Origin of the sequence: Methylobacterium sp. C1, assembly GCF_001854385.1 — a bacterium.
Classification (GTDB): Bacteria; Pseudomonadota; Alphaproteobacteria; order Rhizobiales; family Beijerinckiaceae; genus Methylobacterium; species Methylobacterium radiotolerans.
Map to the genome: position 1 here is coordinate 6,353,535 of NZ_CP017640.1, position 17,211 is coordinate 6,370,745.

Genomic DNA, 17,211 nt, shown 5'->3' on the forward strand with positions numbered 1-17,211 from the left:
GTGACATGTCGCTGAATGCGATCTCCACCTCGGCCGCAGGCCTCGCCGCCACGCAGGCGGCGATCAACATCGTCTCGCAGAACGTCGCCAATGCGGGCACGGCCGGCTACGTCAAGCGCACGCTCTCGACGGTCGCCAACGGCCCGAACAATTCCGGTGTCGCCATCGGGCAGATCACCCGCAGCTTCGACGCCGCGGCGCTGAACCAGCTCCGGCTGGAGACCTCGGGCGCCGCCTACACGAGCACCAAGTCCGGCATCGCCACCCAGCTCGACGCCCTCTACGGCGTGCCCGGGAGTTCCACGTCCCTCGACGGGACGCTGAACACCTTCACCGAATCTCTCCAGGAGCTCGCCGCGAACCCGACCTCGGCGGCCGCCCGCACGACGGTGCTGGGCAATGCCTCGGCCGTCGCGAGCCTCATCAACAGCGCCGCCGGCACGGTTCAGAACTTGCGCACCGGCCTCGAGGCGCAGCTGGGCACCGACACGAGCGCGGCCAGCACGATCCTGTCCAACATCGCGACGCTCAACGGCAAGATCCAGAACACCACCGACAGCACCGCGCTGACCGACCTTCAGGACCAGCGCGACCAGGCGATCAACAGCCTGTCGAGCTACATGGACGTTCAGACGGTCCCGCAGCGCGACGGGACGGTCTCGGTCATGACCCAGTCGGGCGTGACGCTGGTGGATCGCGGGAACGCCGCGACCCTGAGCTTCGACGGCCGCGGCGTGCTCGGCCCCAACGCGACCTACTCGACCGATCCGGCGCAGCGGACGGTCGGGACCATCACGGCGACGCTGCCGGGCGGCGGCAAGATCGACCTCGGAGCTCCCGGCGTGCTGCGGTCCGGCAGCCTGGCCGCCGAGATCGAGATGCGCGACCAGACCCTGCCGCAGGCGCAGCGCCAGCTCGACGACCTCGCGGCCGGCCTCTCGACCGCGCTCACGAACACCGCGACCACCGGGACGTATAGCGGGACCGATACGCAGATCAGCGTGTCGACCATGAAGCCCGGCAACACCATCACCTTCCCGGTCACCGACAACACCGGTGCGGTGCGCAACGTGACGCTCGTGGCGTCGGCGACCTCCAGCGGCACGATCGTGCCCGCCGCGCAGACCACGGATTCGAGCGGCCTCACCCTGACCTTCAACGCCAGCGGCGGTCCCAGCACCTACGCGGCGGCGATCCAGTCGGCGTTCAGCACGTTCAACGCGTCCGGCAGCGCCTACAAATTGCCGACCCTGTCGGCGACCCCCGTCTCCTCGACCGGCACCAGCGCGACGCTGACGCTGGGTGCGGCCGGCAAGGTCGCGGGCGCGGCGAGCGCCAGCGTCTCGGCCGTCTCGGCGTCGGACCTGAACACCGGCAACCCGTCGCTGGCGATGTTCGTCGACGGCTCGGGCAACAAGCTCTACACCGGCTCGTTCGACGGCGGCTCGCAGCTCACCGGCTTCGCCCAGCGCATCACGGTCAACGGCGCCCTGTCGGGCAATACCGCCGCGCTGACGGCGACGAGCGCCACGGACACGAGCGCGTCCGGCGCCCGCGCCCAGAAGCTGTTCACGGCGCTGACCGCGACCCCGCAGACCTTCTCGTCGTCGAGCGGCATCGGCGGCGTCTCGGCGCCCTACAGCACGTCCGTGATCGGCTTCGCGCAGGACATCGTCTCCACGCAGGGCGCCAACGCGTCGAACGCGTCGGCGCTCGACGCCACGCAGCAGACGGCGCTCTCCACCGCGCAGAGCCGGTTCTCCGCCGGGGCGGGCGTCAACATCGACCAGGAGATGTCGAACCTGATCGCCCTGCAGACCGCGTACGGCGCCAACGCCCGGGTGCTCACCGCGGCCCGCGACATGCTCACCCAGCTGCTGCAGATCTGATCATGACGACGATCACCCCCTTCGCGGCCGGCTCGTACCTGACCACCCGCAACGCCTCGCAGCTCCAGGCGCTGAAGGGCCAGCTCAACGACCTGACCAACCAGCTCTCCAGCGGTCAGGTCTCGCAGACCTACGGCGGCCTCGGCTCCGGCCGGTCGACGGCCCTGTCCGCGCAGGCCACCCTGAGCGCGCTCACCGGCTACGCCGCCGGCATCACCGCCGCGCAGACCCGGACCAACCTCGCGGTAACGAGCCTGACGCAGGTGGCGACCCTCGGGACCTCCACCGGGACGATGCTGCAGAACGGCCTGCAGAGCGTGGCGGCGAACTCGGTCTCCGGCCGGTCGACGGCGCTGGCCAACCTGCAGACGGCGCTCGACACGCTCAACGAATCGGCGGCGGGCAACTACCTGTTCGGCGGCAGCAACACCACGACCCAGCCCGTGGTCGACTCGAGCAAGATCCTCGACGGCACGACCGACGCGAGCGGCAACAAGCTCGACGGACTCTCGACCCTGATCTCGCAGCGGGTGACCGCCGAGCTGGGCGCAGGGGGCAACGGCCGCCTGACGCAGACGCCGGCCAATCCGACCACGTCCGTGCAGATCACCGAGGAGACGAACGACGCGACGCGCGGGAAGTTCGGCTTCACCCTGGCGGGCGCGCCGACCACGACCGGCACGGCGATCGGCGCGACCTACGCGGCGGGCACGGCCACGAGCCCGGGCAACTTCACCCTCAGTATGACGACGCAGCCGAGTGCCGGCGACACCGTGTCGTTCGCGCTGAAGATGGCGGACGGCACCTCCACGACGATCACCCTCACGGCCGCGACGAGCGCGGACCCGAAATCGATCACCAGCTTCGCCATCGGCTCGACGCCCGCCCAGACGATGGCGAACCTGTCGACGACGCTGAGCAACGCGCTGACCGGCGCGGCCAACAGCACGCTGGCGGTGAACGCCACCGCGGCGACCGCGTCGAACTTCTTCTCGGGCGCGGCGAATGGTGGTCCGTCGGGGACCGGCGTGATGCCGCAGCGCATCGCGTATGACGGGAACAAGAACCCGATCGGCTACACGCCGGCAACGGCCCAGAACACGGTGCTGTGGTACCAGGGCGAGAACAGCTACGATCCCGCGACCGGGAAGCCGACCCCGGCGATCGACACGCAGTCCGTCCAGGTGAGCGCGACCGGGAGCGTCGGTACCGGCGCCCGCGCCAACGACCCCACGGTCCAGAACGTGCTCGCCGGCCTGGCGACGATGGCCTTCGGCCTCCCCACCACGAACGACGCCAACACGTACAACACCTACCAGACGGTGGCGACGAAGGCCGGCAACCTCCTCTCTTCCGCCAACCAGACACCCAGCGTCCAGGACACCGTCACGCAGCTGACCATCGCGTCGACGCGGCTCTCGAATGCCGGCACGACCAACAAGGCTCTGCAGAACACCGTCCAGAACACCCTGGACGGGATCGAGCAGATCTCCCCCGAGGAGGTCATCACCAAGCTCCTCGACGTGCAGAACCGGCTCCAGGCCAGCTATCAGGTCACCGCGACGCTCTCGAAGCTCTCCCTGGTGAACTACATCAGCTGAGTTGATCGCCGGGACCGGTCAGCGAGCGCCTGACGGTCGAAAAATGACGAGACGTGTCTCGTTCACCATAGTCTTGCCGCTTTCCGGGAATGAAGCGCAGCCTGCGGCCGCGCCCACGCGCCGTCCTTCGATTGAGGAGAGGTCGGCATGGCGCTGTCCGGACCCATCGAACTCGTTCTCCGCCTGGGAATTGCCCCGCGCATCGGCGCGATCGTGCTGGTGGAGCAGGCCGTCGACACCTATCTCGCCGGCTACGCGCATCCCGACGAGCGGGCGATCGCCCTCGACATCCTGCTGCGCGACCTCGCCCGCCTGCGCATCCACGAGCCCGATCTCGACGGGTTCATCGGCGAGGTCGAGCTCTACATCGACCTCCTTCACCGGGATCTCGCCCGCCGAGCCGCCTGAGATGCGCGGCCGGCTCCGGAGCTGCGCCGCCCTCGCGGCGATCCTGACCTGCGCGGGACCGGTCGCGGCCCTCGACCTGCGGGATCTGCCGGCGATCCCGGGGCCGGTGCCGTGCCCGTCCAAGGGCCAGGGCTTCGTGCGCCTGCCGGGGAGCGACAGCTGCATCCGCGTCTCGGGCCGCGTCGTCGCGGGGGCGGATCTCGCGGCGGGCCGCGGCGTCGCGGCGTCGCCGGCCGTCGCCGGACGCATCGCGGTCGACAACCGCGCCGACACCGATCTCGGCGAGGTGCGCACCTACGTCCGGATCGGCGCCGGTCGCCGACCGGGCGGGCCCTAGAGGTTGCGCGACAGGACCAGCGGCCCGCTGCGCACGCCGCGGCCGTACGGGGAGGGCGCCGGCGCCTGCCGCCCGTAGCCGGAGGGGAGCTGCGCCTTGCCGATCTCCTCCGCCAGGGTCTTGATCAAGCCCTCCGAGACGGTCCTGGCGCTGGCGAGCACCGTCTGGTTCGCCTCCACGGCCGCGGTGAACCGCCGGTGCGCCGTGCGCAGGGCCTCGACTCCCTCGGGATGGAAGCGCTTCAGCGCGACGGCGTTCGCCTTCGCGACCTCGAGCCCCTGCATGTAGGCGGCCGCCAGTGCGGCCTTCGGCTCGGCCGCGGCGACGCCCTCCTGCAGCCGCCCTTCCCGGACGTAGGCCGCCTCCTCGGCGAGGACGGCCTCAAGGGCGGCCATGTTGCCGAGCACGCCCGCCACCAGCGCCTCGGCGGTGACCCGGTCCCCGACGCGCAGCGGTTCAGCCCTTTGCATCGATCGCTCCATCGCTCGCCGCACCCTGCATCTTCATGATCTCACGGAAGACCGAGTCGGCGATGCCGACGCCGCCGCTCTTCACGATCTGCTTCGCGTATTCCTTGGTCAGCATCGAGCGGTAGACGCCGCCGCCGGTGCCGTTCTCGCCCAGCGGTCCGTCGGTGCCCTCCGACTGGGTCAGCCGATCGAGGCTGTTCTCCAGGAACATCGATTCGAACTCGGTCGCCGTCTTCAGGGCCTTGGCCTTGTTGGCGGTCTTGATGATCCCGTCGACGGCGCTCCCGGCCACCGAGGTCCCGACGCTGGCGGCGGCGCTGGCCGCGAGACTGGCGAGTTGCAGCATGGATCGTTCCTTCGCGTCCGCTCGGTCACATCAGCTCGATATCGGCCTGGAGCGCGCCCGCGGCCTTGATCGCCTGGAGGATCGAGATGAGGTCCCGCGGGCCGACGCCCAGCGCGTTGAGGCCGTCGACCAGCTCGCGCAGGCTGACGCCCTCCTTCACCAGGGCGAGCTTGTTGCCGTCGCCGGTATCGACCTTCACCCCGGTGCGCGGAACCACGACGGTGCGCCCGTTGGAGAGCGGCGCCGGCTGGCTGACCTGCGGCTGCTCGGTGATGGTCACGGTGAGGTTGCCCTGCGCGATCGCCACCGTCGACACGCGCACGTCCCGGCCCATGACGATGATGCCGGAGCGCTCGTCGACCACGACCCGGGCGGTCTGGTCGGGCTCCACCTTCAGCTGCTCAACCTCGGTGATGAGGCGGATCATGTTGCCGTTGTAGCGGGCCGGGATCTGGATCGTGACGGTGGCCGGGTCGGTGGGCTCGGCGGTGTCGGCGCCCATGAAGTCGTTGATCGCGGCGGCGATCCGCTTCGAGGTGGTGAAGTCCGGGTTGCGCAGCGACAGCCGGAGCGAGCGCGCGTCGTTCAGCTTGAAGGCGATCTCGCGCTCGATGTTGGCGCCGTTGGAGATCCGGCCGTTGGTCGGCACGCCCCGGGTGATCTTGGCGGCGTCGCCCTCGGCGGCGAAGCCGGCGATCGCCACCGAACCCTGTGCCAGGGCGTAGACCTCGCCGTCGGCGCCCAGCAGCGGCGTCACCAGCAGGGTGCCGCCCTGGAGGGACTTGGCGTCGCCCAGCGACGAGACCGTGACGTCGATCCGGGTGCCCTGCGCGGCGAAGGGCGGCAGGCTCGCGGTCACCATCACGGCCGCGAGGTTCTGCGTGCGCATCGTGGCGCCGCGGGTGTTGACGCCGAGGCGCTCCAGCATGGCCTGGAGGGACTGCTTGGTGAACGGGATGTTGTTCAGCGTGTCGCCGGTGCCGTTGAGGCCGACCACGATGCCGTAGCCGACGAGCTGGTTCTGGCGGACACCCTCGATGGAAGCGAGATCCTTGACGCGCGACAGGGCGAGCGCCGGCACGGACAGGGCGGCGAGCAGCAGGGCGCCCGCGAGGGCCGCCAGGAGAGACCGGAGAGGACTGAACGCGTGACGCGGGCGCATGCCGTGTTTTCGACCGTGACGGACCTGACGCCATCCTGCCAGGGTCGTGCCAGCCGCCGGCTTCGCGCAAGGCGTTGAAAAAGAGGGGGTTTTCTTCCGCCCACTCCGCGTCCGCGTCCCGCGGCACCGGCACCGAACCTGCCGACCCGGCAGCTTCTGCCGGCTTGTTTACCCGCGCTTAACCCTGGCGGCCGAATTTCCGGGTCTGCGCGGGGGCGCTTGGAGCAACGCGAACCGGATCATGCGTGTCGAGACTCGCCAGCCGATCCAGAGCGCCGGCGGTGTCGCGTCCGCCCGGAAGCCCGAGGGCGGCGCGGCCTTCAGCCTCGGCGCGACCCCGTCGTCGCCGACGTCGGCCGGCGCGCCGGCCGCCGCCGCGACCCTCGCCGGGCTCGACGCGGTCCTGCTTCTCCAGGCCGAGGCCGACACGCCCCAGGAGCGGCGCCGGCGCTCCGCCCAGCGCGGCCAGGACCTTCTCGACGGCCTCGACCGGCTGAAGGCGGCGCTGCTCGGCGGCCGCGTCGCGCCGCAGGATCTGCGCGCCATCGCCGGTCGCCTGAACGAGCGCGCCGGCCTCTCGGGAGATCCGCGGCTCGACGGTCTGATGGCCGAGATCGAGCTGCGGGCCGCGGTGGAGCTCGCCAAGCTGGAGATGGCCCGGCGCGTCTGACGGGCAGCCGCGACCGAGCCTGGGCGATTCCCAGCGCCTGGACGGACCGGCGCCCGATCCGGTTACACGACCCGCCGCTTCGGCCCGGTCGGCAGCATCTGCGGCTCGCCCGGTCCGGTCTCGACGCCGAGATCCGGCACCGCGATGATCGGCGCGCCGCGCAGGTCCTTGCGGGTGACGATGGCGCCGCGCTCCTCGAGATAGGCCAGCATCCGCCGCGCCCGGCCGCCCGAGCTGGTGCCGTAGGCCTCGGCCAGCATGGTGTCGGTCGGGCAGGGGGCGCCCTCGATGGCGGCCCGCGCGACCACGAGGAAGAGCCCAGCGAGGTCGTCCGGCAGGCCGGCCGCGATGGCCTGGGCCTGCTCCCAGCCGGAATTGTCCGCGACCGCGCCCCCGGCCTCGGCCCGCGCGACCGCGAGCCGCCGCTTGAACTCGGGCAGGCCCATCGTGTCGCCGCGCAGGCGCCGGATGCGGCAGCGGACCGTGAAGTCCTGGTAGAGCGTCGCGGGGGTGCAGGCGGCGGCGTCGGCATCCGCCAGCACGGAGGCCAGGACCTCGGCGAGCGCCGCCTCGCGGGCCTCCGGGTCCATCGGCTCCTCCTCCGGCTCCTCGGCCGGCGCCGGCGGGCGGTAATTGGCGAGCTGGACGAGCACGTCGGGTGCCGGGGTCGGGCGCGGCTTCGGCCGCGGCGCCAGCGGCGCGACGGTCTCCGCGGGGCTCGCCGTGAGGATCAGCGCGCGGGCATCCTCCAGGGCGTCGGGCAGCGGAACGAGGACCGGCGAGGAACTCCGGCTCACGGTCTGGGTCGGCCCGACCGCGATGGTGAGCGGGCGCCGGGACAGGGCCGGCCCCAGGGCCACGAAATGCCCGCGCGGCAGGTCGCGGAACGTCTCGGCCTGCCGGCGTTCCAGCCCGAGGAGGTCGGCGGCGCGCGCCATGTCGATGTCGAGGAAGGTCCGGCCCATCAGGAAGTTCGAGGCCTCGGCCGCGACGTTCTTGGCGAGCTTGGCGAGGCGCTGCGTCGCGATGATGCCGGCGAGCCCGCGCTTGCGGCCGCGGCACATGAGGTTGGTCATCGCGCCGAGCGACAGGCGCCTGGCCTCGTCCGAGACCTCGCCGGCGGCAGCCGGCGCGAAGAGCTGCGCCTCGTCCACCGCCACCAGCATCGGGTACCAGTGGTCGCGGTCGGCGTCGAACAAACCGCCCAGGAAGGCCGCGGCGGCCCGCATCTGGCCGTCGGCGTCGAGGTTCTCCAGCGACAGCACCACCGAGACCCGGTGCGTCCGCACCCTTGCGGCGATGCGCTGCAGGGCGACGTCGTCGCCGTCGGCCTCGACCACGACGTGGCCGTAGCGGTCGGCGAGGCTGGCGAAGTCGCCCTCCGGGTCGATGATCGCCTGCTGCACGAGGCCGGCGCTCTGCTCGAGCAGCCGCCGCAGCAGGTGCGATTTGCCGGACCCGGAATTGCCCTGGACCAAGAGCCGCGTGGCGAGCAGTTCGGTGAGGTCGAGGAGCGCGGGGCGCTCGCCCGTCAGGCCGAGATCGATGTCGGAACGCATGGCGCCTCATAGCACGGCCCGGCCGGTCCGGGTGTGCCGCCGGCGCGCTGTCCACGCTTCCCGCATGGGAACGCCCGGGCGGTGGACTGTCGCATCGCCCCGCGCCGTCCCGCGACGCCGCCGCTGCGCGGTCGCGCCGTCAACCCCCGCCCGGGCTCCCCGGGCCCCGCTCCTCCGGCCTGGACCCCGGCCTGTCGGCCCTGTAGGCCCACGGCCCTTCTCCCAACTCCCGGACCCACGACACGATGGCGGCCTGCGGCCTCGATTTCGGCACGTCGAACACCACCCTCGGGCATGACGGCCCGGACGGTCCGACGCTGCTGCCCCTGGAGGGCGCGCACCGGACGATCCCGAGCGCGATCTTCTTCGAGCTCGGCCGGGAGCCGATCATCGGCCGGGCCGCCACGGCGGCCTACGTCGAGGGCCGGTCCGGCCGGCTGATGCGGGGGCTGAAATCGGTCCTTGGCACGCCGCTCATGGAGGAGGCGACCCCGGTCGGGCGCCAGCGGCTGCGCCTGCGCGACGTCATCGCCCGCTACCTCACCGCCGTGAAGGCGCGGGCCGAGGCCGCCAGCGGCCAGAGCCTCGACAGCGTGGTCCACGGCCGCCCCGTCCACTTCGTCGACGGCGACCCGGAGGCGGACCGCCGCGCGGAGGACACGCTGCGCGACATCGCCCGCGACGTCGGCTTCCGGGAGGTCTCGTTCCAGTACGAGCCGATCGCCGCGGCGCTCGACTACGAGCGGCAGGTCCGCGCGGAGGAGATCGCCCTCGTCGCCGATATCGGCGGCGGCACCTCGGATTTCTCGATCGTGCGCCTCGCGCCCGAGCGCCGGGGGCGGCCGGACCGCGCCGGCGACATCCTGGCCAACGACGGCGTGCGGATCGGCGGCACCGATTTCGACCGCCAGCTCAGCCTCGGCACGGTGATGCCGCTCCTGGGCCTCGGAAGCCCGATGCGTCGCGGCGACCTCGCGGTGCCGAACGCCTACTATCACGATCTCGCTACGTGGTCGGCGATCAACCGCCTCTACAACCCGAAGACCCTGCGCGAGATCGACGAGGTCATCCGCGACGGCGCCCGGCCCGACCTGCTCGCGCGGCTGCGCGAGGCCGTGGAGGGCGAGCGCGGGCACGCCCTGGCCGGGGCGGTGGAGGGCGCCAAGATCGCGGCCTCCGAGCGGGACGCGACCGTGCTCGATCTCGGCCTCCTGGAGCCGGGGCTCGCGGTGCCGGTGGATCGCGCGACCCTGTCCGCCCAGACCGGCGACCTCGCCCGCGCCGTCGCGGCGCGGATCGCGCGCTGCCTCGCGCAGGCGGAACTGACGGCCGACCGGGTCGACGCCCTGTTCCTCACCGGCGGTTCCACCGGCCTGCCGCACCTGCGCGCCGCGCTGACGGCCGCGCTGCCCGCCGCCCGGGTGGTGGAGGGCGACACGTTCGGCTCGGTCGGGCTGGGCCTGACCATCGAGGCGGTCCGGCGCGGGGCCTGAGCCCGCCGCCAGTCGGGCGTTCCCGCGCCCGCTTCGTCGCGGGCGCCGCGGAGCCCTCCGGGGCCGCCGCGGAAGCGCCCCGCACGCCGAGCGCCGATTGACGGGCCGGCCCCGATCCCCGACAAGGCCGTCCCTCCCGCTCGGAGACTACGGCGGCCCATCCGGGCTCCTCCGCGCCGCCCCGCCCGATGCTGTTCAACTCCTTCGTCTTCCTCCTCGCCTTCCTGCCGACCGCGCTGATCCTGCACGGGCTGGTGGCGCGCGCCGCGCCCGCGTGGCGGTTGCCGCTCCTCGTCGCCCTGTCCTTCGTGTTCTACGGCTGGTGGGACATCCGGTTCGTGCCGCTGCTGGCCGGGTCGATCCTCGCGAACTGGTGCGTGGCCCGGGCCTATCGCCTCTGGCCGGGCCGCTGGCTGATCCCGGCGGCGATCGCCGCCAACCTCGCGCTGCTCGGCGTGTTCAAGTACCTCGACTTCGCGGCCGACCTCGCCAACCTGATCCCCGGCCTGGAAGCGCAGCGCCTCGGCCTCGCCCTGCCGCTCGGCATCTCGTTCTTCACCTTCCACCACATCATGTATCTCGCCGACCTGCGGGCCGGCCGGGCGCCGGGCTTCGGGCTCGTGAAATACGCCCTCTACATCGCCTTCTTCCCGCAGGTTCTCGCCGGCCCGCTCGTGCGCTGGAGCGAGATCATGCACCAGTTCGACGAGTCGCCCTACGCGCGGCCCGACGCCGCCGAGCGCTTCGCCCGCGGGCTGATGCTGCTCACCGTCGGCCTCGCCAAGAAGGTGTTCCTCGGCGACCCGCTCGCCGAGTACGTGAACCCGGTGTTCCAGGCCGCCGCCGCCGGCAAGGCCGTCACGGTGGTGGAGGCGTGGCAGGCGACGCTCGGCTTCACCTTCCAGATCTACTTCGACTTCTCCGGCTACACCGACATGGCGCTGGGCATCGCGCTGCTGTTCGGCCTCGTCCTGCCGCAGAACTTCGACGTGCCGTACCGCGCCACCTCCCTGCGCGAGTTCTGGCGGCGCTGGCACATGACCCTGTCGCGCTTCCTGCGCGACTACCTCTACGTCCCGATGGGCGGTAACCGCCGCGGGCTGCCGCGGCAGGTCGGGGCGCTCGTCGCGACGATGACGCTCGGCGGCCTCTGGCACGGGGCGGGCCTGACCTTCCTCGCCTGGGGCGCGCTCCACGGGATCGGCCTCGGCGCCGGGGTCCTGGCGCGCCGTGCCCGGATCGTGGTGCCCGCGCCCCTCGGCTGGGCGCTGACCAGCCTGTTCGTCGTGCTGACCTGGGTGCTGTTCCGGGCGACGAGCTTCGAGGCGGCCCTCGTGATCTTCAAGGGCCTGTTCGGGCTGGCGCCCAGGGGCTCCGGCTTCAAGTGGCGCACCATCGCCATCGCCGCCCTGGTCGCGACGGTCGGGCCCACCGCGTGGAACGCGGTGCACCGCCTGCCGCCCCGGCGGCTCCTCGCCTTCGGCTTCGCGCTGCTGTTCGTGCTCGTCCTGCTCAAGATCGGCGACGATGCGAACTACGAGTTCATCTACTTCCAGTTCTGAGGATGGCGCCCGCACCCCGCACGACCGATCGAGACTGGCGCGGCTTCGCCCGCACCCTGTTCCTGTCGATGGTCGCCCTGTTCGCGGGCTACGTGGCGCTCGCCGTGCTGATCGATCCCTACGATACCGGCCGCTCGACGCTGCTGTCCCGGGGCGCGGTGCGGCCGCAGGGACCCCGCACCGCCTCGGCCGTCCGCGGCCGCGACCCGGCCTACGCGGGCGTGGTGATCGGCAACTCGCACATCCAGCTCATCGAGCCGGCGGCCCTGACGCGGCTCACCGGCATCCCCTTCCTCCAGCTCTCCGTGCCGGCCACCGGCCCTTCCGAGCAGTTCGCCCTGCTCGGCTGGTACCTGCAGCACCATGCCCGCCCCGCCGCGATCGTGCTCTCGGCCGACGCGTTCTGGTGCGCCGACGACCCCGCCTTCCCGAGCGAGCACGGCTTTCCCTACTGGCTCGTCGGTGACTGGCCCGCCTACCTGCGGGGGCTGATCCGCTTCTCGGCCGCCCAGGAGACGGTCAACCGCCTCGGCTGGCTCCTGAACCCGCGCCGCAAGACCGCCGCGGCCGACGGCTGGTGGGACTACGAGCGCAACTACCTGAGCCAGGGCTTCGGCGTCGATCCCGCCAAGAAGGCGGCCCTGGAGAAGCCGGTCGGGCCCGAGCCGGAGGCGCGTCACGGCGGCCCGTTCCCGATCGCGGCGCGCCTGCGCGCCGAGCTGACCCGGATCCCGGCGGGGACCCCGGTCGTGGTGGTCTTCCCGCCGGTCTACGCCCGCGGCGAGCCGCCGCCCGGCAGCCCCCGGGCGCGGGCCGAGGCGACCTGCCGGGCCGAGGTGCGCGCCGTGCTGGCGACTCACGCCCTGAGCACGGTGGTCGACTGGCGCGACGGCCGTCCCGCGGCGGCCGATCCCGACCAGTTCTTCGACCAGACCCACTACAGGCTGCCGATCGCCCGAAGTCTGACAACCGAGATCGCCGAGGCGATCGTACGGTTGCGGACCAGATGACAGCGTAAAACATCTGTACCGTGGCCTGTTTGCCGCACGCGGCGATGCAGTGACAGCCAGTTACAGCCCCTGCATCCGTGTGCGTTGTGGCGCTGAGGCACCTCGACTATACGGCACCTCACGTTATCGCCGCACACCGGCCATCCCCTGGTGGGCGGTTTACCATCCAGCGAGGGTGACGCATGGCGAAGGTGCAGCTGGAGGACGGCTACGTCCCGTCCGACGACGAGCCCTTCATGAATGACCGGCAGCGCGAATATTTCCGGCGCAAGCTGCTGAGCTGGAAGAACGACATCCTGCGCGAGGCGCAGGATACGCTGGTGGCGCTGCAGAGCGAGAACGAGAATCATCCCGACCTCGCCGACCGCGCGTCGTCCGAGACGGACCGGGCGATCGAGCTGCGGGCCCGGGACCGCCAGCGCAAGCTGACGGGCAAGATCGACGCGGCGCTGGCCCGGATCGAGGACGGGTCCTACGGGTTCTGCGAGGAGACCGGCGAGCCGATCTCCCTCCGCCGCCTCGACGCACGGCCGATCGCGACCCTGTCGCTCGAGGCCCAGGAGCGGCACGAGCGCCGCGAGCGCGTCTACCGCGACGACTGATCCGGATCCGGCCGCGCGCCGGATCCGGCGGCCGACCCGGCGCGACTACTGCGTGAGCCGCAGCGCGCCGATGCTCGCCTGGATCGACTTGAACGCCTTGATCAGGTCGTCGGACGAGTTGGCGAGGTAGAACTGGTCGGGCGACGAGGCGCAGTTCCGCAGCAGCGTCTGCCCCGCCGAATCGATCGGATCCGTCGGGACGCTGAAGCCGATCGTGTAGATCGAGATGTTGACCGCCTTCGTGTTGGCGCACGCCTCGGCGGTGAGCGCGTCGAGCGCCTTCCGCGCGGTGTTGCCGTCGGCGATGTTGGTGTTCTGGTACGCCGTCGTCAGGCGCGGGTTCGGCGTCGTGCCGTTGGCGTTCCGGAAATAGCCGGCCGCGAAGTAGAGCGAGCCGGTCGGCGCGCTCGAATTGGTGCCCCAACTGTTCGTGCCGTCGGTCATCAGGATGATGATCTTGTTGATGTTCGTGGCGTTCGAGCTGTTCGCGCTGGACGCGTAGGGTTGACCGTCCGCGAAGACGCTGTTCGGCGAGAGGGTGCGCCAACCCCACATGAATCCCTCGTGGATGTTGGTCGATCCGGAAGGCGCCATGTTGTTGATCAGGGTCTTCAGCGCGTTCGTGTTGTTGGTCAGCCGCTGAAGCGGCTGGGTGGTGCAGCCGAAATTCGGACCGTTCGGGATCCCGAGGGGCGAGCCGGACGCCGGATCCTTCGGATTGACGTACTTGCAGGCCTGGCCGAGCGCGGTGTTGTAGGTGTTGCTGTTCCGGCAGTCGGGGCCGGTCTCGTCGTCGATATAGCTGTTGTAGCTGTAGGCCGTCGACCTCTGGTTGCCGACCGGGAAGGACGCGCCGCCCGACGTCCCGTCGCCTGGCTCGTCGGGCGCGAGCAGCGGCACGTAGAAGGAATCCTTGGTCGTGGGCGCGCCGTCCTGGACGTTGAACGGGTAGGGAAGCGACTCGAGGCACCCGGCCCAGCCCCAGTTCCGGTTCGCCGCCTGCAGCTTCGCGAAGACCTCGAAGCGGTTCTTGAACGGTGCCGGATTCGACTGGACGATGTTCGTCCAGTGGTAGCTGGAGAGGCCGTTCTGATCGATCCAACTCGCGTAGCGGTACGCGGACGGGTCGACCGCCACGGCGGCGGCGAAGGGAACGATCGCGACCTTGGTCGCGCTGGAGAAGGCCGGGCTCGTGTAGACGTAGTTGACGAAATCGGTCGCGGCCGTCTGGACGGCCCGAAGCTTCGACTGTCCCCCGCTCGACGCGGCCATCGAGCCCGTGTTGTCGAGGACCAGCGCGATCTCGAAGGTCTTGGGCAGCGGCGTGGCGCATTGCGAGACGGCGCCCGGGTTGATGCGCTGGGTGCCGGTCAGCCCCCCGAAGAAGGTCGTGGACTGCTTGTGCGCGGTCAGCGTGATCTTGCGCGGGCTGCTGGTGATCGCCAGCCGGTCGACCACGAGGTTCGCGGCACCCATGGCGCCGGTCATCGTCGTCTGGGCGAGGGTGTTGAGTTCGGCCTCCGACGTCGTCAGCGGCGTCTGGCAGAGCAGCAGCGCCGTGGCGTCGGTCGCGGTCTGGAGCTTCGTCTCCAGCCGCGTAGCGAAGCCGTAATCGATCGCCGCGCCGCCGATCATCACCATCGGCACGCTCAGGAACGCGAACAGCAGGGCGACGTTGCCGCCGCGGTCGCGCAGGAGGCCGCGGCGCCGCTCGGGGCGGTCGTCAGGACTAGCGGTCGATCTTCGTGCCATCGCAGTTCGCGTGTTCGTCGTCCGGCAGGACGACTTCCGTGTAGGTGCTGGTGCCGTAGGCCTGGCCGCCGCGGGTCGGCCACGGCGCGCTGCTGGTGAACGTGATCGTGTTGCTCACGCCCTTGGCGAGCTTCACCAGGGCGCTCCCGATCATCGGGGTGTAGCTGATGCTGACTTCCGCCAGGACGTACCGCATGCCCGGCATCCGGTAGCCGTCCGGCACGGTCAGGCCGGCCGCGGATCCCAGGCTCCGCGCGGTCCCGTTCGCGTTGGCGACGCTGGAGCAGACCACCGGGGGACCGACCGGGTTCTTCGCGTCGATGCCCATGGCGCTGACCACGATCTTGACCTTCGACGTGTCGAACGGGCGCATCACCGCCGTGGCGGAGGCGAGGATGTCGTTCATCACGGTGCGGCTGATCGGGTTCTGCGTGTCGCCCTGCGCCGTCAGGTCCGCCACGGTCCGGCCGAGCTGGGTCAGCTTGCGCCACTCGTCGATGGCGTGCCCCACCTCGGTCATCCCGGCCCAGATCGCGAGCAGGATCGGCAGGATGACGGCGAACTCGACCGCCGCGCCGCCCCGCCGATCCTGCCCGAGCCGGGCCGCCCGCCGGGTCAGGACGGCGAGGACGGGCACGGGCTCGCTCCGACGATCTGATAGGGCTCGGTGCGGAACACCGCGGTGGACGTCAGCAGGCTCGATCCCTCCGCGGGCCCGCTGGTGAACTGCTTCGTGTTCAGGCCCATCAGGTTGAAGAAGGTCGGGAACGGCACCGCCGCCGTGACGATCACGATCGTCCCGGGCGAGGCGCATTTGTAGTTGGAGCCGAAACTCGTGCTCCACGTGCCTGTGGCCGTGTCGATCGGCTTGGCCGCGGTCGCGCTCGCGAAGCTGCTCGAGGTCGAGACGTCGATCTTGACGTTCTGACAGTTGAACACGGTGGGGACGGGGCTGCTGCTCGGTCCGCACATCCGTGTCTTGAGGGTCGCGAGCACGGTCGCGGGATTGGTCTGACCCGCGGTGTCGAGCTGGAACTGGCCGGTGAAGATCGTCCGGACCGCGTTCTGGAGGGCGCGATCGAAATTTTGCGTCGCCCACATCTGAAACATGATCTGGAGGATCGCGCCGCACAGCGCCAGGAACGGCAGGGCCACGAGGGCGAACTCCACCGCGGCCGCGCCGCCGCTGTCGCGCGCGAGGCGCCTCAGGAGACAACCCGACGTAACTCTGACCTGCGCGTGTGAAAGTCCTCGACGGTTCATGAGCGAGCAGATCAGTCGAAAATAGCCATCGCGTTCGATGTGACGCCAAGATTTTGCAAAACTCTTAATTCGATCGACTACAACAGGCTTATCGAGTTCCTGCTACTTTTGGTTGTGTCGAGCGCGGTAGTCGGCGATGCGCGGTTGACGCCCCGCCGGTGCGCACCACTTCCACGCGCGCAGGCGTGGCCGGAGAACCGCATGAGATCCCCTCTGATCGCGCTCGTGGTCGGCGCGACGGCGCTCGCGCTCGCCGCCTGCAACGCGCCCAAGCCGGGGCCGGCCGGGCCTCCCGGTGCGAAGGGTGATCGGGGACCGCCGGGGCCGGCCGGGCCGGCCGGGGTCAACGGCGCGACGGGGGCTCGCGGTCCCGCGGGCGACCCGGGTCCGGCCGGGCCGGCCGGTCCGCCCGGACCGGCCCTGAACAGCCAGGTGCGTCTCGACGTGGCCTGCCGCCGTGACGAGGAATTGATTGGCGCCTACTGCCGAGGCATGGCGGTTCTGCCGTCCGTGACCGTCACGGACGGCGTGTCCACGGTCGGCTGCCTCGACATGACCGCCAAGGCCGCCAAGGATGCCCAGCCCGTCGCGGTCTGCATGAAGAAGCCATGAGATTCGCCGCCCCCGCACTCCTGATCGCGCTGGTGTCCGGCCCCGCCTGTGCCCAATCCTTCGTGCCGACGGAGCGGGCGGCGATCGACCTCGTGCGCGACCGGCGCACCGCCGGCTTCACCACCGTGGCGCGCACGCTGGCCTATGCCGAGCGCGCGACCGGCGGCGCTTTCCGACTCGGCGGCTACCGGGTCGATTATCGCCCGGACGCGCCGTTCGCCCGGGTGCGGATCTGCTATCGCCTGGGGATCGATCCGCCGACCTGCGGCCTCGCTTACCGCGTCGCGGTCAACCCCGCCCATGTCGAGCCGGCCGACCGCTACGACGGTCTGACGCGCGACCTCGAGCACGGGCCCCAGGCGTTCCTCCGGGCGCTCGCTCGGGAGGCCGATCTGCAGCGCCAGCCGGACTTCCTGCGGAAGGTCGAGGCCGCGCTCGAGCCCTACAACCCCTACGACTGGCGCTGATCGCGGAC

Annotated in this window: 18 protein-coding genes; 11 read left to right on the plus strand and 7 right to left on the minus strand. The window is 71.1% G+C overall.

Going from position 1 to position 17,211, the window contains the following annotated elements:
* Window positions 1–5 precede the first annotated feature (5 nt).
* From flgK to BKE41_RS29395, 4 genes are all read left to right on the plus strand, one after another.
* The gene (gene flgK, locus BKE41_RS29380) at window positions 6–1,889 is read left to right on the plus strand and encodes a flagellar hook-associated protein FlgK (protein WP_071000592.1); all 1,884 of its coding nucleotides are present in this window, start codon (window positions 6–8) and stop codon (window positions 1,887–1,889) included.
* Between the two features lie 2 nt (window positions 1,890–1,891).
* Window positions 1,892–3,490: a hypothetical protein gene (locus tag BKE41_RS29385; protein ID WP_029359726.1), complete on the plus strand. Its 1,599-nt coding sequence runs from the start codon at window positions 1,892–1,894 to the stop codon at window positions 3,488–3,490.
* 147 nt (window positions 3,491–3,637) lie between these two features.
* A complete protein-coding gene (locus tag BKE41_RS29390; protein WP_012322434.1) occupies window positions 3,638–3,898 on the plus strand; it encodes a hypothetical protein in 261 nt (86 codons plus the stop codon).
* 1 nt (window position 3,899) lies between these two features.
* Window positions 3,900–4,235, plus strand: a complete 336-nt coding sequence (locus BKE41_RS29395) for a porin (RefSeq protein ID WP_043075088.1) — start codon at window positions 3,900–3,902, stop codon at window positions 4,233–4,235.
* Here BKE41_RS29395 and BKE41_RS29400 read toward each other — a convergent pair.
* Genes BKE41_RS29400 through BKE41_RS29410 form a run of 3 tightly spaced genes read right to left on the minus strand, consistent with a single transcriptional unit; the run spans window position 4,232 to window position 6,213 of the window.
* Window positions 4,232–4,705, minus strand: coding sequence for a hypothetical protein (locus tag BKE41_RS29400; protein WP_024828031.1), 474 nt, complete (start codon window positions 4,703–4,705; stop codon window positions 4,232–4,234). The two genes, BKE41_RS29395 and BKE41_RS29400, sit on opposite strands and share 4 nt — an antisense overlap.
* Window positions 4,692–5,051: a rod-binding protein gene (locus BKE41_RS29405; RefSeq protein WP_012322437.1), complete on the minus strand. Its 360-nt coding sequence runs from the start codon at window positions 5,049–5,051 to the stop codon at window positions 4,692–4,694. The genes BKE41_RS29400 and BKE41_RS29405 overlap by 14 nt, the downstream gene beginning before the upstream one ends.
* 25 nt (window positions 5,052–5,076) lie before the next feature.
* Window positions 5,077–6,213 (minus strand): flagellar basal body P-ring protein FlgI, encoded by a 1,137-nt coding sequence (locus BKE41_RS29410; RefSeq protein ID WP_012322438.1) that lies wholly within the window; start codon window positions 6,211–6,213, stop codon window positions 5,077–5,079.
* 241 nt (window positions 6,214–6,454) lie between these two features.
* Here BKE41_RS29410 and BKE41_RS29415 point away from each other — a divergent pair, with 241 nt between their 5' ends.
* Window positions 6,455–6,883, plus strand: coding sequence for a flagellar assembly protein FliX (locus BKE41_RS29415; RefSeq protein ID WP_012322439.1), 429 nt, complete (start codon window positions 6,455–6,457; stop codon window positions 6,881–6,883).
* Window positions 6,884–6,945: 62 nt separating this feature from the next.
* On the opposite strand, the gene BKE41_RS29420 is transcribed toward BKE41_RS29415, so the two are convergent.
* Entirely contained in the window at window positions 6,946–8,442 is a 1,497-nt protein-coding gene (locus BKE41_RS29420) for an ATP-binding protein (protein ID WP_012322440.1), read from the minus strand.
* A gap of 245 nt (window positions 8,443–8,687) precedes the next feature.
* Here BKE41_RS29420 and BKE41_RS29425 point away from each other — a divergent pair, with 245 nt between their 5' ends.
* The 4 genes from BKE41_RS29425 to dksA all read left to right on the plus strand — a co-directional run bounded on the left by BKE41_RS29425 (window position 8,688) and on the right by dksA (window position 13,109).
* Entirely contained in the window at window positions 8,688–9,935 is a 1,248-nt protein-coding gene (locus BKE41_RS29425; RefSeq protein WP_012322441.1) for an Hsp70 family protein, read from the plus strand.
* Window positions 9,936–10,123: 188 nt separating this feature from the next.
* On the plus strand, window positions 10,124–11,497 hold the full coding sequence (locus tag BKE41_RS29430) for an MBOAT family O-acyltransferase (protein WP_071000593.1): 1,374 nt from the start codon (window positions 10,124–10,126) through the stop codon (window positions 11,495–11,497).
* Window positions 11,498–11,499: 2 nt separating this feature from the next.
* Window positions 11,500–12,507 carry a hypothetical protein gene (locus BKE41_RS29435; RefSeq protein ID WP_058607457.1) on the plus strand — a complete coding sequence of 336 codons (1,008 nt, stop codon included), beginning with the start codon at window positions 11,500–11,502 and terminating at the stop codon, window positions 12,505–12,507.
* A gap of 182 nt (window positions 12,508–12,689) precedes the next feature.
* Complete coding sequence (gene dksA, locus BKE41_RS29440) at window positions 12,690–13,109, plus strand: RNA polymerase-binding protein DksA (protein WP_012322444.1); 420 nt, start codon at window positions 12,690–12,692, stop codon at window positions 13,107–13,109.
* A 45-nt stretch (window positions 13,110–13,154) separates the two neighbouring features.
* Here the strand turns inward: dksA and BKE41_RS29445 are convergent, their stop codons facing one another.
* The 3 genes from BKE41_RS29445 to BKE41_RS29455 are packed head-to-tail and all read right to left on the minus strand — an operon-like array spanning window position 13,155 to window position 16,031.
* A complete protein-coding gene (locus tag BKE41_RS29445; protein ID WP_012322445.1) occupies window positions 13,155–14,861 on the minus strand; it encodes a TadE/TadG family type IV pilus assembly protein in 1,707 nt (568 codons plus the stop codon).
* Complete coding sequence (locus BKE41_RS29450; protein WP_024828027.1) at window positions 14,839–15,498, minus strand: TadE/TadG family type IV pilus assembly protein; 660 nt, start codon at window positions 15,496–15,498, stop codon at window positions 14,839–14,841. The genes BKE41_RS29445 and BKE41_RS29450 overlap by 23 nt, the downstream gene beginning before the upstream one ends.
* Window positions 15,477–16,031, minus strand: coding sequence for a TadE family protein (locus BKE41_RS29455; RefSeq protein WP_024828026.1), 555 nt, complete (start codon window positions 16,029–16,031; stop codon window positions 15,477–15,479). Before BKE41_RS29455 ends, BKE41_RS29450 begins: the two co-directional genes overlap by 22 nt.
* 294 nt (window positions 16,032–16,325) lie before the next feature.
* Here BKE41_RS29455 and BKE41_RS32525 point away from each other — a divergent pair, with 294 nt between their 5' ends.
* Entirely contained in the window at window positions 16,326–16,736 is a 411-nt protein-coding gene (locus BKE41_RS32525) for a hypothetical protein (RefSeq protein ID WP_071000594.1), read from the plus strand.
* The gene (locus tag BKE41_RS29465; protein ID WP_012322449.1) at window positions 16,733–17,203 is read left to right on the plus strand and encodes a hypothetical protein; all 471 of its coding nucleotides are present in this window, start codon (window positions 16,733–16,735) and stop codon (window positions 17,201–17,203) included. Before BKE41_RS32525 ends, BKE41_RS29465 begins: the two co-directional genes overlap by 4 nt.
* Window positions 17,204–17,211: the final 8 nt, after the last annotated feature.

Coding starts and splice junctions, on each gene's coding strand:
- BKE41_RS29405 (WP_012322437.1), bottom strand. CDS start 5,051: ATGCTGCAACTCGCCAGTCTCGCGGCCAGCGCCGCCGCCAGCGTCGGG.
- BKE41_RS29390 (WP_012322434.1), top strand. CDS start 3,638: ATGGCGCTGTCCGGACCCATCGAACTCGTTCTCCGCCTGGGAATTGCC.
- BKE41_RS29435 (WP_058607457.1), top strand. CDS start 11,500: ATGGCGCCCGCACCCCGCACGACCGATCGAGACTGGCGCGGCTTCGCC.
- flgK (WP_071000592.1), top strand. CDS start 6: ATGTCGCTGAATGCGATCTCCACCTCGGCCGCAGGCCTCGCCGCCACG.
- BKE41_RS29400 (WP_024828031.1), bottom strand. CDS start 4,705: ATGCAAAGGGCTGAACCGCTGCGCGTCGGGGACCGGGTCACCGCCGAG.
- BKE41_RS29465 (WP_012322449.1), top strand. CDS start 16,733: ATGAGATTCGCCGCCCCCGCACTCCTGATCGCGCTGGTGTCCGGCCCC.
- dksA (WP_012322444.1), top strand. CDS start 12,690: ATGGCGAAGGTGCAGCTGGAGGACGGCTACGTCCCGTCCGACGACGAG.
- BKE41_RS29415 (WP_012322439.1), top strand. CDS start 6,455: ATGCGTGTCGAGACTCGCCAGCCGATCCAGAGCGCCGGCGGTGTCGCG.
- BKE41_RS29395 (WP_043075088.1), top strand. CDS start 3,900: ATGCGCGGCCGGCTCCGGAGCTGCGCCGCCCTCGCGGCGATCCTGACC.
- BKE41_RS29430 (WP_071000593.1), top strand. CDS start 10,124: ATGCTGTTCAACTCCTTCGTCTTCCTCCTCGCCTTCCTGCCGACCGCG.
- BKE41_RS29425 (WP_012322441.1), top strand. CDS start 8,688: ATGGCGGCCTGCGGCCTCGATTTCGGCACGTCGAACACCACCCTCGGG.
- BKE41_RS29445 (WP_012322445.1), bottom strand. CDS start 14,861: ATGGCACGAAGATCGACCGCTAGTCCTGACGACCGCCCCGAGCGGCGC.
- BKE41_RS32525 (WP_071000594.1), top strand. CDS start 16,326: ATGAGATCCCCTCTGATCGCGCTCGTGGTCGGCGCGACGGCGCTCGCG.
- BKE41_RS29410 (WP_012322438.1), bottom strand. CDS start 6,213: ATGCGCCCGCGTCACGCGTTCAGTCCTCTCCGGTCTCTCCTGGCGGCC.
- BKE41_RS29420 (WP_012322440.1), bottom strand. CDS start 8,442: ATGCGTTCCGACATCGATCTCGGCCTGACGGGCGAGCGCCCCGCGCTC.
- BKE41_RS29385 (WP_029359726.1), top strand. CDS start 1,892: ATGACGACGATCACCCCCTTCGCGGCCGGCTCGTACCTGACCACCCGC.